The sequence below is a fragment of the Streptomyces qinglanensis genome, assembly GCF_900111245.1.
Taxonomy (GTDB): Bacteria; Actinomycetota; Actinomycetes; order Streptomycetales; family Streptomycetaceae; genus Streptomyces; species Streptomyces qinglanensis.
Window position 1 is genome coordinate 588205 of record NZ_FOGO01000001.1, and the last position, 15858, is coordinate 604062.

Below are 15858 nucleotides of genomic sequence, written 5' to 3' on the forward strand. Positions count from 1 at the left end.
CGGTGGGGCGGTTCCCGACCGGAGCCGCCGCACCCCTGTCGCAACAACCTACGCATCAGTAAATTGACAGCATGTCTAATACGGAGCGCACGGAGCTGAAGGCGAGGCGGGTCGCCTTCGACTGGTCGGCCACCCCTCTGCACTGGTTGCCCGGCGACCCGGCGACGACCCACACCATCAACGTGCTGCACCTCCTGCTGCCCGCCGGGGAGCGCTGGTTCGTGCACGTCTACAAACAGGTGCTGCCGCAGATCCGCGACCCCGAACTGCGCAAGGACGTCATCGGGTTCATCGGCCAGGAGGCCGTGCACTCGCAGGCGCACGACGACGTGCTGCCGCACCTCGCGGAGCTCGGCCTCGACCCGGCGCCCTACACCGCGCAGGTGGACTGGTTCTTCGAGAAACTGCTGGGCGACCGCACGCTCCCACCGGGCAGACCGCGCCAGTGGTGGCTGATGGAACGGGTGGCGCTCATCGCGGCCATCGAGCACTACACCGCCTTCCTCGGCGACTGGGTGCTCAACGCCGAGGCACTGGACCGCCGGGGCGCCGACCCGGTGATGCTGGACCTGCTGCGCTGGCACGGCGCGGAGGAGGTCGAGCACCGGTCGGTCGCCTTCGACCTGTTCCTGCACGTCGACGGCGGCTACCGGCGACGGGTGCGCACCTGGGCACTGGCCTTCTCGGCGCTGGTGTTCCTGTGGCAGCGCGGTGCCCGCTTCTTCATGGAGAACGACCCGACGCTGGTGGACGGCCGCGCCGGCTTCCGCGCGTTCCTGCGCGCGGGCCGACAGGGCGTGCTGCCCTCCGCGGGCGCCATGCTGCGCTCCGTACCGACGTACCTCAGCCGCGACTACCACCCCTCGCAGGAGTGCAGCACCGCGCAGGCGGTCGCCTATCTGAACAGCTCGCCCGGCGCCAACGGCCGCCCGCAGCCCGGTGGTCCGCACACCGCCGCCGCATCCGGCGGAGCACTCCGATGACCCGCGCGGACACGGCGCGCACCGCAGCCGTGCTGGCGCTCACCGCGGGCACCGCCCTGCTGGCCAAGCGCGCGATGGGCCGGCGCATCGAGCGCTCCCCGCTGTGGCCGATGCCCGCGCTGGACCGGCCGGTCTCCGGCACCATGGGCCTGCGGCGGACCGGACCGGACCGCTCGGAGCGCACGGTGCGGGTGACCGGACGGCACGCGGTCGCCGACCGGGTCGTCCAACTCCGCCTCGGCGCACCCGACGGCGCCGCGCTGCCGGACTGGGAGCCGGGCGCGCATCTGGACCTCGTGCTGCCCTCCGGGCTGGTGCGGCAGTACTCGCTCTGCGGCGACCCGGCCGAGGCCGACACCTGGACGGTGGCCGTGCGACTGACCGACGACTCCCGCGGCGGCTCCCGCGCCGTGCACGAACAGCTCCACGAGGGCGCGGAACTGCGGGTACGCGGTCCCCGCAACCGCTTCCCGCTGGCCGAAGCACCCGCCTATCTCTTCCTCGCCGGGGGCATCGGCATCACGCCGCTGCTGCCGATGATCCGCGCGGTGGCGGCGGCGAACGCACCATGGCGGCTGGTCCTCGGCGGCCGCACCCGCGCCTCGATGCCGTTCCTGGACGAACTGGCCGCGCTGGACGGCGGGCAGGGACGGGTGACGCTCGTCCCGCAGGACGAGGCGGGCCACCCCGACCTGGCGGGCGCGCTGGCCGGGATGCCGCCCGAGGCGGCGGTCCACTGCTGCGGCCCCGCACCCCTGCTGGACGCGGTCACCGCACTGTGCGAGGGCGAGAGGGCGCCCGGCGGCGGGCTGCACCTGGAGCGGTTCACGGCGCAGCCGCCGGACGCGGCCGGCCCGAACCACCCCTTCGAGGTCGAACTGCGCCGCTCGGGACGCACCCTGGCAGTGCCCGCCGACTCCACGGCGCTGGCCACGGTCCGCGCCGCCTGCCCGGACACCGCCTACTCCTGCGAACAGGGCTTCTGCGGCACCTGCCGCACCAGGGTGCTCCAGGGCCCCGTCGAGCACCGGGACGAACTGCTGTCGGACGCCGAGCGGGACGCGCACATGCTGCTGTGCGTCTCCCGGGCGCGGGGCGCGGGACAGCGCCTGGTGCTGGACCTGTAGGGGCTGCGGGCCGGCGGGCGGGGCGCCGCTCGCTAGGGTGAACCGCATGACGACCGGGGCGCGCCGCAAGAGGAGGATGGGTGTCGAGGAGCGGCGGCAGCAACTGATAGACGTCGCCCTCGACCTGTTCAGCAGACGTTCCCCCGAGAGCGTCTCGATAGACGACATCGCGGCGGCGGCCGGGATCTCCCGGCCGCTCGTCTACCACTACTTCCCCGGCAAGCACAGCCTGTACGAGGCAGCGGTGCGGCGGGCTGCCGAAGAACTGACGGGACGGTTCGCCGAGCCGCCCGAGGGTCCGCTGAGCGGGCGGCTGCTGCGGGTGATGGGACGCTACTTCGACTTCGTCGCCGAGCACGGCCCCGGCTTCTCGGCACTGCTGCGCGGCGGTCCGGCCATGGGCGCCGACCCGGCGCGGGCCCGCACCAGCGCCATGATCGACGAGGTGCGGGCCACGGCCTGTCGCCAGGTGCTCGGCCATCTGGGAGTCGATACCCCCGGACCGCGACTGGCACTGGTGGTCCGCTCCTGGGTGGGGCTCGCCGAGACCACGGCGCTGTCCTGGCTGGAGGCGCCGCAGGCGATGCCGCGCGAGGAACTGGAGAGCCAACTCGTGCACAGCTTCGTGGCACTGGCCGCGGTGAGCGCACTGCACGACGAGCAGACCCGCCGGGTACTGCGGGACATCGTGCGGCAGGAGCCCGAGGACGGTCCGCTGCGCGAACTGGCGACCCAGCTGGCCGCGTCGGCCCCGGACCGCTGAGCCCGCGGACGGATCTCAGGCGTCCCGTCGGCGGGTCACCACCGCGGCCGCCAGCAGCGCGCCCAGCGCCCACACCAGCAGGGCCAGCAGCCCGCCGGGGCGCTCCAGGGTGCCGTTGCCGCCCAGCAGCCAGGCTTCGGAGGCACCCCCGGGCAGCAGGTCGACCGCCGTCTCGCCACCGGGCACCGGATCCAGCGCCACCGGTACCAGGAACAGCAGGCCGAACAGTGCGGTGACCGTGCCCGCCGAGCGGCGCACCACCGCGGCCAGCCCCAGTGTGAGCGTGCCCAGCAGCGCGGCGTGCACCGCGACGGCCAGGAGCTGACCGGCCGTCGCGGCAGCGTCGAACGTGCTCCGGGCCAGGGCCAGTGCACCGCAGACCGCACCCAGCAGCGCGCAGGCCAGCCCGGTGGCGCAGACCGCCGCGCCCAGGGTGAGCGCCTTGGCGGTCAGCAGCCGGACGCGGTCGGGTACGCACAGCAGTGCCGTCGCCGCACCTCCGGTGGCCTGCTCGCCGGTCACCGCCAGCATGGCGAGCGAGGCCAGCACGAGACAGGTGCCGTTCAGTTCGGCCACCACGGCCGGGTCGCCGGGCGAGGCGCCCGGATCGTGGGTGAGCACCCCCGTGGCGGAGGCGACCAGCCCGGTCAGTGCGAGCGCGCCCAGCAGCAGGTACCAGGTCGAGCGCAGGGACACCAGCTTGGTCCACTCGGCGGCCACCGCCCACCGCAGCGCGGTACGGCGCCGGACCGTGCGGGCAACCGGTTCCGTGACGGCGGCGGTCACCGGACCACCTCCGCTTCCCCGGCGGCGGCCCGGTCCGGGACGGCGCCGCCGGTCTGCGCGTACTCCACGCTGTCCGACGTCAGCCGCAGGTACGCCTCCTCCAGCGACGCCTCCTCCGCACGCAGTTCGTGCAGCCGGACATGCGCCCGGTGGGCGAGGTCGCCCACGCGCTCGGCCGACGTCCCGGCCACCGCCAGCGCGTTTGGACCGGTCCAGTCCACCTCGGCGCCCGCCTCCGCGAGCCGGTCGGCCAGCAGCCGCAGCCCGCCGGGCTCGGGCCCCCGCACCCGCACGGTGCGGCGGGTACCGGCGGCGACCACGTCGGCGACGGTCCCGTCGGCCAGCAGCCGGCCCCGGCCGATCACCACCACCCGGTCCGCCGTCAGTTCCAGCTCGCTCATCAGGTGGCTGGAGAGGAAGACGGTGCGGCCCTCGTCGGCCAGGGAGCGCAGGAACGTGCGCACCCAGCGGACCCCGTCCGGGTCCAGCCCGTTGACCGGCTCGTCCAGCAGCAGCACCGCCGGGTCGCCGAGCAGCGCGGCGGCGATGCCCAGGCGCTGGGACATGCCCAGCGAGAAGGACCCGGCCCGCTTGTCCGCCACGTCGGCCAGACCGACCGCCTCCAGTACCTCGGGCACCCGGCGTGCGGGGATGCCGTTGCTGCGGGCCATCGCCAGCAGGTGCCGGTACGCGGTGCGGCGGGGGTGCGCCGCACGGGCGTCGAGCAGCGCGCCGACGGTGCGCAGCGGCCGGTCCAGGCGGGCGTAGGGCCGGCCCTGGACCAGGGCGCTGCCGGAGGTGGGCCGGTCGAGTCCGGTGATCAGGCGCATGGTGGTGGACTTGCCCGCGCCGTTGGGGCCCAGGAAGCCGGTGACCTTGCCGGGCGCCACATCGAGGGTCAGGTCGTCGACGGCGGTCTTCTCGCCGTATCTCTTGGTGAGTCCGCGCAGTGTGAGCATGCCGCGGACGCTATGCGGCGGCCGGAGCGGGGACAGTGCACGCGAGTCGGGGGCACCCTGCACTTTCGTCAGGGGCCGCGGCCACGGCGCACGGACCGTACGGGGGCTAGCGTGAGAGCCTCACCACGGGTGGGCTCACGGGGAGAACGGGGAGGACACCATGATCCGGGTACTGCTGGCAGACGACGAGGCGATGATCCGTGCCGGGGTCCGGGCGATCCTCGCCTCGGCGGGGGACATCGAGGTGGTCGCCGAGGCCGCTGACGGGCGGGAGGCGGTCGCGCTGGCCCAGCGGCACCGTCCGCACGTGTGCCTGCTGGACATCCGGATGCCGCACCTGGACGGCCTGCGGGCGGCGGCCGAACTGCGCCGCACCTGCCCGCAGAGCGCGGTGATGATGCTGACCACCTTCAACGAGGAGGAGTACATCGCCACCGCACTCGGCTCCGGTGCCGCCGGGTTCGCGCTCAAGTCGGGCGACCCGCACGAACTGCTGGCCGGGGTGCGCGCGGTGCACGGCGGAGGCGCCTACCTCTCCCCCACCGTGGCCCGGCACGTGATCACGCACATGGCGGCCGGGCGGCTGGGCCGCCGGGCCGACGCGCGGGCCCGCACCGCGGCGCTGACCCCGCGCGAGCGCGAGGTGCTGGGCCTGGTCGGCGCGGGACTGTCCAACGCCGAGATCGCGGACCGGCTGCATGTGGTGGAGGGCACGGTGAAGACCTACGTCAGCCAGGTCCTCGCCCGTCTGGAGCTGCGGAACCGCGTCCAGATCGCGGTCCTGGCCCACGAGGCGGGACTGGTGCCGGAGGGTACGGGCGACGGCGCGGAAGGCGGAGCGGCGGCGGGCTGACCCCGGCCGAGGCACCCGGCCGCCGCTCCGGTCAGCCGCGGGGCGCGTGCGCCGTGGAGCCCCGGACCACCAGCTCCGGCTGGAAGACGAACTCCGTGTCGGCCCTCGGACTGCCGCCCATCGGCTCCAGCAGCGCGTGCACGGCGGCGTCGGCCATCGCCCGCACGGGCTGGCGGACGGTGGTCAGCGGCGGATCGGTGAAGGCGTTGAACTCGGAGTCGTCGTAGCCGACCACCGACACCTCCCGCGGCACCGCCAGCCCCCGCTGCCGCGCGGCCCGTACCGCGCCCAGGGCCATCGGGTCGCTGCCGCACACGAGGCCCGTACAGCCCGCGTCCAGCAACGCCCCGGCCGCCGCGTGGCCGCCCTCGACGGTGAAGAGGGTGTGCCGGATCGACGGCTCGGCCCCGCAGCGCTGCATGGCGCGGGTGAAGCCGGCCACCTTGCGCCGGGTGGGGACGAACCGCTCCGGTCCGACGGCCAGCCCGATGCGCTCGTGGCCCAGTTGGCGCAGATGCTCGACGGCCATCGCGGCGGCCGCCTCGTCGTCCGGGGAGACGAACGGTGCGCTGATCTCGTCGTTGTACCCGTTGATCAGCACGAACGGCACCCCGCGGGCCGCCAGTCGGGCATAGCGGGAAGGATCGGCCGTCAGATCGGCGTGCAGTCCGGAGAGGAAGATGATCCCGGAGACGTCCCGCTCCACGAGCTGACCGACCAGTTCGTCCTCGGTGGCGCCGCCCAGCATCCGGGTCCCGAGCACGGGAGTGAAGCCGTACCCGGACAGGGACTGCTCGATGACCTGGGCGAACGCGGGGAAGATCGGATTGGTCAACTCCGGGATGACCAGCCCCACCAGCCCCGCGCTGCGCTGCCGGGCCCGCGCCGGGCGCTCGTAGCCGAGCACGTCGACGGCGGCCAGCACCCGCTGCCGGGTCGCCGCGGCCACCCCCGGTCTGCCGTTCAGCACCCGGCTGGCCGTGGCCTCGCTGACCTCGGCCTGCACCGCGATGTCGGCCAGCCGTGCGGTGAGCGCCGCGGTCATCGCCCGGCCCACCAGGCGGTCGTGTCGCCGGGCAGTACCGTCCTGCCGGACTCCGCCGCGGGCAGCGGACCGCTGGCGAGGAGGAGTGCGCCGGTGCGGAAGTCCAGCGCGGCCGGCTCGGTGCCGGTGTTGGCCGCACACACGAACCCGCCGCGGCGGAAGGCCAGCACCCCTTCGGGCGCGGCGAGCCACTGCAGCGGTTCGCCGTCGCCCAGTTCGGGGCGCTCGCGGCGCAGCCGCAGTGCGGTCCGGTACAGCTCCAGGGTGGAGCCGGGGTCGCCGGTCTGCGCCGCGACGGACAGCTCGCCCCACTCCGGCGGCTGCGGCAGCCAGCTTCCACCGGTCCCGAAGCCGAACGAGGGCCCGTCGCCCTCCCAGGGCAGCGGTACGCGGCAGCCGTCGCGGAGGCCGTCCTGCCCGTTGTCCCGGAAGAACGACGGATCCTGGCGTGCCTCGTCGGGCAGTTCCGTCACCTCCGGGAGGCCCAGCTCCTCGCCCTGGTAGAGGTAGGCGGAGCCGGGCAGCGCCAGCATCAGCAGCGAGGCGGCGCGGGCACGGGACACACCGCCGCCGAGCCGGGTGCGGTGGCGGACCACGTCGTGGTTGGACAGCACCCAGGTGGCGGGTGCGCCGACGGCACCGAGCGAGGTGAGGGACGCGTCGACGACCTCGCGGAGCGCTCGCGCGTCCCAGTCGGTGCCCAGATAGTGGAAGTTGAACGCCTGGTGCAGCTCGTCCGCGCGGACGTACAGCGCGGTGCGCTCGGCGCTGGGCGCCCACGCCTCGGCGACACCGATCCGGTCCCCCGGGTACTCGTCGAGCACCTGCCGCCAGGAGCGGTAGATCTCGTGCACCCCGTCCTGGTCGAAGAACGGCAGCTCGGCGGTGCCCAGCAGGCGGAGCTGCTCGCCGCTGCCCATGTCGGGCAGCCCGGCCGCCTTGACCAGACCGTGGGCCACGTCGACCCGGAAGCCGTCCACCCCCAGGTCCAGCCAGAACCGCAGCACGGAGCGGAACTCGTCGCGTACGGCGGGATGCTCCCAGTTGAAGTCGGGCTGCTCCGGCGCGAACAGGTGCAGATACCACAGCCCTGGAGCGCCGGGCACCGGGCTCCAGGCGGGACCGCCGAAGACCGACTCCCAGTCGTTGGGCGGCAACGCGCCCCGCTCCCCGCGGCCCGTGCGGAAGTGGTACCGCTCGCGGGCCGCCGGATCGCCCGCCAGCGCGCGGACGAACCACTCGTGCCGGTCGGAGGAGTGGTTGGGGACGATGTCGATGATGACGCACAGCCCGAGTGCGTGCGCGTCCCGGATGAGCGCGTCCGCGTCGTGCAGCGTGCCGAACATCGGGTCGATGGCCCGGTAGTCGGCGACGTCGTACCCGGCGTCGGCCTGCGGTGAGGCGTAGAAGGGGCTGAGCCAGACGGCGTCCACCCCGAGTGCGGCCAGGTGCGGCAGCCGCTGCCGCACACCGGGCAGGTCGCCCATGCCGTCGCCGTCGCCGTCGGCGAACGAGCGCGGATACACCTGATAGATCACCGCGTCCCGCCACCAGCCGGAGGCGCCGGACCGGGCCGAGGAGGCGGCGTCCGGACACGCGGCCCGGCCGCGCGGGTCCACGGCGCCGTCGGCCTGCGGTGCGCTGCTGTGCTGAGTCATGTCGTCCCTGAGGGGTTGGCGTGGTCCCGCCGTCGGCGGGATACGGATCGGGTTCGCCGCGGAGAGCGTGGGCCTAGGTCTTCGTGGCGCCGGCCGTCAGGCCGCCGACCAGATGGCGCTGCGCGAAGCCGAAGACCACGGCGGCCGGTACGGCGATGACGACGGCCGCCGCCGTCATGGCGCCCCAGTCGGCGCCGTAGCGGTTGACGAAGGTCTGCAGGCCGCCCGCCAGGGTCAGGTTCTCCTCGCCGGTCATGAAGGCCGTCGCGTAGGCGACCTCCGCCCATGCGGTCACGAAGGTGTAGAAGCCGGTGACGGCGATCCCGGGCTTGGCCAGCGGCAGGATCAGCCGCCAGAACGTACCGAAGGGGTTGAGCCCGTCGACCCGGCCCGACTCGTCGATGTCGACGGGGATGGTGTCGAAGAACCCCTTCATCATCCACGCACAGAACGGCACGGCGATCGTCAGATAGGTGATGATCAGCCCCAGCGGCTGGTTGAGCAGGCCCAGCTTCGCCATCGTGTTGTAGAGCGGGACGATCAGCACGGCCATCGGGAACATCTGGGTGATCAGCAGTACCCACATCAGCGGCCGCATACCGGGGAAGCGGAACCGGCTGAGCGCATAGCCGGTGGTGGCCGCGATGAGCACGCCGACCACCGTGGTGCCGACCACGACGATCAGCGAGTTGCCGAACCAGGTGAGGAAGTGCGTGTCGGCGACGACATGCCGGTAGTTGCTGAAGGTGAAGTCCTTCACCAGGGCCGTGGTGAACGACTCGCCTTCCGGCTTGAACGAGGTCACCAGCAGCCACAGCGGCGGGAACAGGGCGCACACCGTGCCCAGCAGCAGGCCCGCGTGCAGTCCGGCGGAGGCGAGCGGGGTTCTCTTCGTCGTTCTCATGGTTGTCACCACGCCTCTCCCTGGCGGCGCAGCGCCCGCCGGTAGACGACCGTGAACAGGGACAGCAGCAGCAGGATGAGCACGCCCCAGGCCGCCGACGTGGCGAAGTCCCGCGGGCTGTTGACGAACGAGAGCCGGAAGGCATAGGTCACCAGGATCTCCGTCGAGTCCTCGGGCCCGCCCCGGGTGAGCAGGAAGATCACCGGGAACATGTTGAACGTCCAGATGGTGCTGAGCAGGACCACCGTGCTGCTGACCGAACGCACGCCCGGCAGCGTGATGTTGCGGAACCGCTGCCAGGGACCGGCGCCGTCCATCTCGGCCGCCTCGTACAGTTCACCGGGTATCGCCTGCAGCGCGCCCAGCATCGCGACGATCATGAACGGTACGCCCAGCCACACGTTCACCGCGATGACCGACACCTTGGCCCACACCGGGTCGCCCAGCCACGGGACGCCGTCGATGCCGCCACCGGAGAGCACCTTGTTGAGCAGCCCGTGCTTCTCGTTGAACAGCATCTTCCAGGCGAAGACCGAGACGAACGCCGGAATGCCCCACGGGACGATCATCGCGACCCGGTAGAACGAGCGCCCGCGCACCTTGCGGTTGAGCATGACCGCCAGCGTCAGCCCCAGCGTGAACGTGACACCGACGCATCCCGTGGTCCACAGCACCGTCCAGCCCAGACGGTCCCAGAAGACACTGTCCGAGAGGATCGCCCGGTAGTTGTCCAGACCCGTGAACTCATAGGTGGCCGGGATGTGGTTGACGCCGATGGTGCGCTCGACGTTTGCCTCGTCGGCGTCGGTGAGCGACAGATAGACACCGCGGCCGAGGGGGTACCCGACGATCAGCCCGATCACCAGCACCACCGGGGCCACCATCGTCCAGGCGTACCAGTGCCGCGCCGCCCAGCTTCTGACCTTCCTCATCCGACCTTCCCATTTCCTCGCCCCCGTCGCGAGGGGGCGACCCCCTCCACGGGGAGCGTTTGCGTTGTGGGGGCACGCCCCCGTCGTTCCCGGCTGCCGCCGAGCGGTCGTGTCGGGGGGCTCCTCCCCCAGACTTCGTCCGGGGGGACCCCCACCCAACGGCCCCCCGCTAAGTGGGCTCCGCCCCCTTAGAAACCCCCAGGCACCACAACTTCTCCCTCCCCCTCCCGCATCCGGCAACCGCCGGAGGACTCTCGACTGCGGGAGCGCTCTTGTGCTGTGACGGACGGCATCAGGACACTTCCCGCAGACAACAGACCAAAGAAAAGGCCCGGAGCAAGGTCCGCAAGGGGCTCACATGAGTGCGGCTGGGGGTCCTAGGGGGCGAAGCCCACTAGCGGGGGGCTGTTGGGGGGCGGAGCCGCCCCAACGCCCGTCCGGCGAGGACAACGGGGGCTCGGGGGCGAAGCCCCCGACAACGAAGCCGCACCCGGCGAACAACAGACGGGGAAACGCACCCCGCAAGGGGACCGCACCCCGCGAAGGGGACCGCACCCCGCGAAGGGGACCGGCGCCCCCGCGAGGGCGGCACCCGGCAAGGGCTAGTGGTAGCCCTTCAGGAGTTTGCGGAACTTGTCGCCCGTCCCCTCCGCGGCCGCCGCAGGCGACTTCCCCCCGGCAAGGACCCCGTCGACGCCGACCCGAATCGGCTCGAAGAGCGAGTTGCCCTCGGCGATCCAGGGCCGCTGGACGGCCTTGGCGACGGCGGGGCGGAAGAACTTCACCATCTGGTTCTTCTTGACGGCGTCTTTCTCGTACACGGACTTGCGGGTGGGCAGGAGCGACAGCTCCTCCGTGGTGCGGGCCTGCACTTCCGCACTGCTCATGTACTTGGCGAACTCCTGCGCGGCCCGCATGTTCTTCGTTCCGGCGTACACGGACAGGTTCCAGCCGCCCTGCGGGGAGCCCTGGGCCTTGCTGCCCGCGGGGACGGGGGCCACGCCGAGATTGTCCGTGTCCTTGTCCCCGTTCTTGAACTCCTTGCCCTCGCGGGCGAGCGCGATGTCCCAGGGGCCGTCGATGATCATGGCGACATCGCCGTCCTGGAACGCCTTGATGCCGTTCTCCTGGCCGTCGCTGGAGTCGGTGACGGCCGCTTTGGAGTCGACGAGGTCCTTCATGGTGGCGAGGGCCCGCACTCCGGGCTTCTCGTCGACGGTGACCTTCTTGTGCTCGGGGTCGATGAGGTCGCCGCCCTCGCCGTAGAGGTAGGGCAGGAACCAGTAGGGGTCGTCGCCGCGCAGGTACAGCGCGGTGGCGCCGGTCTTGTCCTTGATCTTCGCGGCGTTCTTCTTCAGTTCGGCGAAGGAGGTGGGCACCTCGACACCGGCCTTCTTCAGCAGCCGCTTGTTGTAGAAGAGCCCGAGCGTGTCGGTGACCTGCGGCACGGCGTAGGTCTTGCCGTCGAAGCGGGTGGAACCGGCGGCCGTCTCCAGGTAGTCGGAGGCGTTGTCGAGTGCGGGGGTGCCGTCCAGCGGGGCGAGGTAGCCGAGGTTGGCGAAGTCGGCGACCCAGGCGACCTCGGTGCGCATCACGTCGGGTGCGCCGGAGTTGCCGCCTGCGGCGTTCTTGAACTTCTGGTTGGCGTCGCCGAAGTTGACGTGCACGTACTTGACGTCGACTTTCGGGTGTTTCTTCTCGAAGTCCTCGGCGATCTTCCGGTAGGTCGCCTTCTCCCCGTCGTTCGAGGTGTCCCAGTAGGTGACGGTTCCCTCGATCTTCCCGTCGGCGCCGCTCCGGGCGTCGTCCGAGTCACTGCCGCAAGCCGTTGCCGCAAGTGCCAGCCCCGCTATCAGCGCGGTGGCGCCTATGCCACGCCGCATGTCCGATCCCTCCGCAAGGTGAAAGAGGCGCACGCCCGGGCATCTGCCGGTATGGGGCGGCGCCCGGCTGCGGAGGAACGTAACAGCGGTGACACCCAGAAGAAAGACCTTGCTGCAAATTTCTGCAAGATGCCGGGCGGCAGCGGCTGCGGACGTAACTCCGAGGCTGTGCCCGCGTTGTCACCCTTGACACTGGCTTGCCGCACTTCGCGACCCGTACCGGTCCCGAGCCCGATGGGGAAGACTTGTGACCCAGCCCGCCACCACCCGCGCCACCGTCCCCGCGCCCGCGGGCCGTCCGCCGCGGTCCGCCCCGGGCTGGTGGCGGGACGCGGTGATCTACCAGGTCTACGTCCGCTCCTTCGCCGACAGCGACGGCGACGGCACGGGTGATCTGCCCGGCGTCCGGCAGCGGCTGCCCCACCTGGCCGCGCTCGGGGTGGACGCCGTGTGGCTGACGCCGTTCTACCCCTCTCCGCAGGCCGACGGCGGCTACGACGTGTCCGACCACCGCTCCGTCGACCCGCGGCTCGGGGAGCTGTCCGACGTCCGGGCGCTGGTGACCGAGGCGCACGCACTGGGGCTGCGTGTCCTCCTCGACATCGTCCCCAACCACACCTCCGACCGGCACCCCTGGTTCCGGCGCGCGCTGGCGGGCGATCCGGCGGCCCGCGCGCGGTACCACTTCCGCACGGGCCGCGGGGAGCGGGGCGCGTTGCCGCCCAACGACTGGGAGTCGGTCTTCGGCGGCCCCGCCTGGAGCCCGGTGCCCGGCGCTCCAGGACTGTGGTATCTGCACCTGTTCGCGCCGCAGCAGCCGGATCTGGACTGGCGCCATCCGCGCGTACACGAGGAGTTCGCGTCGGTCCTGCGGTTCTGGCTGGACCTGGGCGTGGACGGCTTCCGCTTCGACGTGGCGCACGGGATGGTCAAGGCCGACGGGCTGCCCGACATCGGTGCGGCCCGGCAGGCCCGGCTGATCGGCGCGCAGGAGCTGCCGTTCTTCGACCAGGACGGGGTGCACGAGATCCACCGCGGCTGGCGGCGGCTGCTGGAGTCCTACGGTCCCGACCGGATCGGGGTGGCCGAGGCGTGGACGCCGACCGCGGAGCGGACGGCGCGCTATGTGCGGGCGGACGAGCTGCACCAGGCGTTCAACTTCCACTTCCTGCAGACCGGCTGGGAAGCCGGGGAGCTGCGCCAGGTGATCGAGGAGTCGCTGGCGGCCACCGCCGGTGTCGGCGCCCCGAGCACGTGGGTGCTCTCCCACCACGACGTGGTCCGCGCCCGCACCCGGCTCGGCTCACTCGCCCGGGCCCGCGCCGCCGCGCTGCTGATGCTGGCGCTGCCCGGCTCCGCCTACCTCTACCAGGGCGAGGAGCTGGGCCTCCCGGAGGTGGCCGAACTGCCGCGGGCGGCCCGCCGGGACCCCGCCTTCCACCGCGCGCCCGGCACCGCTGCCGAAGGCGAGCAGGGGATGCGGGACGGCTGCCGGGTACCCCTCCCCTGGGAGAGCGACGGGCCCTCGTTCGGCTTCGGGCCCGGCGGAAGCTGGCTGCCGCAGCCCGCCGCGTGGGGCGCGCTGTCGGTGCGGGCGCAGACCGGCGATCCGCTCTCCACCCTGGAGCTGTACCGCACGGCGCTGCAGTTGCGCCGGCTGCTGCCGGGCCTCGGCGACAGCGCCATGGAGTGGCTCCCGGCTCCGGCGGGGGTACTGGCGTTCTCCCGGCCCGGTCTGGTCTGTCTGCTCAACACCCGGGACGAGGCGGTGTGCACGGCGGCCCCGGGCGAACTGCTGCTCTGCTCCGTGCCGGAGGAGTCCCGGGATGCCATGGAGGCCGGAGCACCCGCGGACCAGTTGCGCATTCCGGCCAATTCCTGCACCTGGTGGGCAGCGTGATCCGCGGCCGGTAAGGTCCAGTCCTGTGACCGCGCGGCTGGCTGACATCGCAGTACAAGCGGGGGTCAGCGAAGCCACGGTCAGCCGGGTGCTGAACGGCAAGCCGGGAGTGGCCGCGACCACCCGCGAATCCGTGCTGGCCGCGCTCGACGTGCTCGGGTACGAGCGGCCGGTCAAGCTGCGCCGCCGCAGCGAGGGCCTGGTGGGGCTGATCACGCCCGAGCTGGAGAACCCGATATTCCCGGCCTTCGCGCAGGTCATCGCGCAGGGCCTCACCCGGCAGGGCTACACCCCGGTGCTCGCCACCCAGACCCCCGGGGGCTCCACCGAGGACGAGCTGACGGAGATGCTGGTGGACCGGGGCGTCGCCGGGATCATCTTCGTCTCCGGGCTGCACGCCGACACCACGGCCGACACCGGCCGGTACGAGCGGCTGCACGGCCAAGGCGTCCCTTTCGTCCTCGTCAACGGCTTCTCCGAGGGGGTGCGGGCGCCGTTCGTCTCCCCCGACGACCGGGCGGCCATGCGGCTGGCCGTCACCCATCTGGTCTCGCTCGGCCACGAACGGATCGGCCTCGCCCTCGGGCCCGAGCGCTTCGTGCCCGTCCAGCGTAAGATCGAGGGTTTCACCCGGACCGTGCGGGAGCACTTCGGCACCGACGGCCGCGATCCCGCCGAGTTCGTCCAGCACTCGCTGTACTCCCTGGAGGGCGGCCAGGCCGCCGCCTCCGCACTGCTGGAGCGGGGCTGCACCGCCGTGGTGTGCGCCAGCGACATGATGGCGCTGGGCGCGATCCGCGCCGCCCGGCAGCGCGGGCTGGCGGTGCCCGGCGACGTCTCGGTCATCGGTTTCGACGACTCCCCGCTCATCGCCTTCACCGATCCGCCCCTCACCACGATCCGGCAGCCGGTCACCGCGATGGGGCAAGCCGCCGTACGGACTCTGCTGGAGGAGATCGGCGGCACCCCGGCGCCGCACAGCGAGTTCGTCTTCCTGCCCGAGCTGGTGGTGCGCGGCTCCACCGCGTCCCGTAGGAGGAGCGGCCCCACGGCCTCCGCCGAGCGGACGACAGCGGGAGGCCAAGACCCGACCGCAGGATGATCGGCCCCTGCCCCCCGTCTGGCAGACTGTCGGGCTATGGGGGCACCGACCACGAGGACCGAAGACAGCAGCCGGCAGGACTCCACCGAAGCCCCGGCGGAGCAGAGCGCTGCGCGCACCGAAGCGGATGCGGCGCAGGCCCCGGCGGGACCGGACACCGCCGCCGACGTCCGCTCCGCAGGGCGCGGACTCCTGGCGCGGTGGCGCACCCCCCGGCATCCCCGGCTGTGGTTCGAGATCGTCCTGATCGCGGTCAGTTACTGGACGTACTCGCTGATCCGCAACGCGGTCCCCGAGCAGCGCGCCGAGGCGCTGCACAACGCCGACTGGATCTGGCGGACCGAGCACACGCTCGGTATCGCCGTCGAGCAGTCGATCAACCACGCGATCGGCGGGGTGACCTGGCTGATCGTCTCGATGAACTACTACTACGCCACGCTGCACTTCATCGTGACCATCGGCGTGCTGGTGTGGCTCTACCGGGCGCATCCGGGGCGGTACGCGGCCACCCGGCTGGTGCTCTTCGCGACGACCGGCAGCGCACTGCTGGGCTACTACCTCTTCCCTCTGGCGCCACCGCGGCTGATGGCCGGCGGGCACTTCATCGACACCGTGCAGGTGCACCAGACCTGGGGGTCGATGGCGTCGGGGAACCTGGCGCAGATGTCCAACCAGTACGCGGCCATGCCGTCGATGCACATAGGGTGGTCCGTCTGGTGCGGCATCACCATCGCGATGCTGGCGCGCCCGCTGTGGGGGAAGATCCTGGGGGTGCTGTACCCGGTGGCGACACTCACCGTCATCGTGAGCACGGCCAACCACTTCTGGCTCGACGCCGTCGGGGGGCTGCTGTGCCTCGCTCTCGGCTACTCCCTCGCCTGTGCCTGGTACGGCCGGCTGCCCCACCGGCTGCCGCGGCTGGCCGCAGCGCCGGTATGAGCGGGCCCCCGCCGCGCGGCGGGG

General features: G+C 72.5%; 14 protein-coding genes. 7 read left to right on the top strand and 7 right to left on the bottom strand.

Annotated elements, in window-relative coordinates:
- The first annotated feature begins 71 nt into the window (after window positions 1-71).
- Genes BMX65_RS02535 through BMX65_RS02545 form a run of 3 tightly spaced genes read left to right on the top strand, consistent with a single transcriptional unit; the run spans window position 72 to window position 2873 of the window.
- Window positions 72-983 carry a metal-dependent hydrolase gene (locus tag BMX65_RS02535; RefSeq protein ID WP_074998417.1) on the top strand — a complete coding sequence of 304 codons (912 nt, stop codon included), beginning with the start codon at window positions 72-74 and terminating at the stop codon, window positions 981-983.
- Window positions 980-2110: a PDR/VanB family oxidoreductase gene (locus BMX65_RS02540; protein ID WP_074998418.1), complete on the top strand. Its 1131-nt coding sequence runs from the start codon at window positions 980-982 to the stop codon at window positions 2108-2110. Before BMX65_RS02535 ends, BMX65_RS02540 begins: the two co-directional genes overlap by 4 nt.
- A gap of 46 nt (window positions 2111-2156) precedes the next feature.
- Window positions 2157-2873, top strand: coding sequence for a TetR/AcrR family transcriptional regulator (locus BMX65_RS02545; protein WP_074998419.1), 717 nt, complete (start codon window positions 2157-2159; stop codon window positions 2871-2873).
- A gap of 15 nt (window positions 2874-2888) precedes the next feature.
- On the opposite strand, the gene BMX65_RS02550 is transcribed toward BMX65_RS02545, so the two are convergent.
- A complete protein-coding gene (locus BMX65_RS02550) occupies window positions 2889-3659 on the bottom strand; it encodes an ABC transporter permease (RefSeq protein WP_074998420.1) in 771 nt (256 codons plus the stop codon).
- Window positions 3656-4618, bottom strand: a complete 963-nt coding sequence (locus BMX65_RS02555; RefSeq protein ID WP_074998421.1) for an ABC transporter ATP-binding protein — start codon at window positions 4616-4618, stop codon at window positions 3656-3658. The genes BMX65_RS02550 and BMX65_RS02555 overlap by 4 nt, the downstream gene beginning before the upstream one ends.
- A 160-nt stretch (window positions 4619-4778) precedes the next feature.
- Here BMX65_RS02555 and BMX65_RS02560 point away from each other — a divergent pair, with 160 nt between their 5' ends.
- Window positions 4779-5471: a response regulator gene (locus tag BMX65_RS02560; RefSeq protein WP_074998422.1), complete on the top strand. Its 693-nt coding sequence runs from the start codon at window positions 4779-4781 to the stop codon at window positions 5469-5471.
- Window positions 5472-5502: 31 nt separating this feature from the next.
- Here BMX65_RS02560 and BMX65_RS02565 read toward each other — a convergent pair whose 3' ends face one another.
- The 5 genes from BMX65_RS02565 to BMX65_RS02585 form a co-directional block, all read right to left on the bottom strand.
- A complete protein-coding gene (locus BMX65_RS02565; RefSeq protein ID WP_074998776.1) occupies window positions 5503-6516 on the bottom strand; it encodes a LacI family DNA-binding transcriptional regulator in 1014 nt (337 codons plus the stop codon).
- Window positions 6513-8174, bottom strand: a complete 1662-nt coding sequence (locus BMX65_RS02570; protein WP_074998423.1) for a glycoside hydrolase family 13 protein — start codon at window positions 8172-8174, stop codon at window positions 6513-6515. Before BMX65_RS02570 ends, BMX65_RS02565 begins: the two co-directional genes overlap by 4 nt.
- Window positions 8175-8247: 73 nt before the next feature.
- On the bottom strand, window positions 8248-9078 hold the full coding sequence (locus BMX65_RS02575; RefSeq protein WP_074998424.1) for a sugar ABC transporter permease: 831 nt from the start codon (window positions 9076-9078) through the stop codon (window positions 8248-8250).
- Window positions 9079-9083: 5 nt separating this feature from the next.
- The gene (locus BMX65_RS02580) at window positions 9084-10010 is read right to left on the bottom strand and encodes a carbohydrate ABC transporter permease (protein WP_074998425.1); all 927 of its coding nucleotides are present in this window, start codon (window positions 10008-10010) and stop codon (window positions 9084-9086) included.
- A 602-nt stretch (window positions 10011-10612) separates the two neighbouring features.
- Window positions 10613-11893 carry an extracellular solute-binding protein gene (locus BMX65_RS02585; RefSeq protein WP_074998426.1) on the bottom strand — a complete coding sequence of 427 codons (1281 nt, stop codon included), beginning with the start codon at window positions 11891-11893 and terminating at the stop codon, window positions 10613-10615.
- Window positions 11894-12140: 247 nt separating this feature from the next.
- On the opposite strand from BMX65_RS02585, the gene BMX65_RS02590 reads away from it, so the two are divergent.
- The 3 genes from BMX65_RS02590 to BMX65_RS02600 are packed head-to-tail and all read left to right on the top strand — an operon-like array spanning window position 12141 to window position 15834.
- A complete protein-coding gene (locus BMX65_RS02590) occupies window positions 12141-13793 on the top strand; it encodes a glycoside hydrolase family 13 protein (RefSeq protein ID WP_074998427.1) in 1653 nt (550 codons plus the stop codon).
- A 25-nt stretch (window positions 13794-13818) separates the two neighbouring features.
- On the top strand, window positions 13819-14895 hold the full coding sequence (locus tag BMX65_RS02595; RefSeq protein ID WP_107437372.1) for a LacI family DNA-binding transcriptional regulator: 1077 nt from the start codon (window positions 13819-13821) through the stop codon (window positions 14893-14895).
- Window positions 14896-14931: 36 nt separating this feature from the next.
- The gene (locus tag BMX65_RS02600) at window positions 14932-15834 is read left to right on the top strand and encodes a phosphatase PAP2 family protein (protein WP_074998429.1); all 903 of its coding nucleotides are present in this window, start codon (window positions 14932-14934) and stop codon (window positions 15832-15834) included.
- The last annotated feature ends 24 nt before the right edge of the window (window positions 15835-15858 follow it).

Bases quoted from the DNA above. Each gene is read 5' to 3' on its own strand.
- BMX65_RS02585 (WP_074998426.1), bottom strand. From the start codon at position 11,893: ATGCGGCGTGGCATAGGCGCCACCGCGCTGATAGCGGGGCTGGCACTT.
- BMX65_RS02555 (WP_074998421.1), bottom strand. From the start codon at position 4,618: ATGCTCACACTGCGCGGACTCACCAAGAGATACGGCGAGAAGACCGCC.
- BMX65_RS02575 (WP_074998424.1), bottom strand. From the start codon at position 9,078: ATGAGAACGACGAAGAGAACCCCGCTCGCCTCCGCCGGACTGCACGCG.
- BMX65_RS02580 (WP_074998425.1), bottom strand. From the start codon at position 10,010: ATGAGGAAGGTCAGAAGCTGGGCGGCGCGGCACTGGTACGCCTGGACG.
- BMX65_RS02565 (WP_074998776.1), bottom strand. From the start codon at position 6,516: ATGACCGCGGCGCTCACCGCACGGCTGGCCGACATCGCGGTGCAGGCC.
- BMX65_RS02540 (WP_074998418.1), top strand. From the start codon at position 980: ATGACCCGCGCGGACACGGCGCGCACCGCAGCCGTGCTGGCGCTCACC.
- BMX65_RS02570 (WP_074998423.1), bottom strand. From the start codon at position 8,174: ATGACTCAGCACAGCAGCGCACCGCAGGCCGACGGCGCCGTGGACCCG.
- BMX65_RS02600 (WP_074998429.1), top strand. From the start codon at position 14,932: ATGGGGGCACCGACCACGAGGACCGAAGACAGCAGCCGGCAGGACTCC.
- BMX65_RS02545 (WP_074998419.1), top strand. From the start codon at position 2,157: ATGACGACCGGGGCGCGCCGCAAGAGGAGGATGGGTGTCGAGGAGCGG.
- BMX65_RS02535 (WP_074998417.1), top strand. From the start codon at position 72: ATGTCTAATACGGAGCGCACGGAGCTGAAGGCGAGGCGGGTCGCCTTC.
- BMX65_RS02560 (WP_074998422.1), top strand. From the start codon at position 4,779: ATGATCCGGGTACTGCTGGCAGACGACGAGGCGATGATCCGTGCCGGG.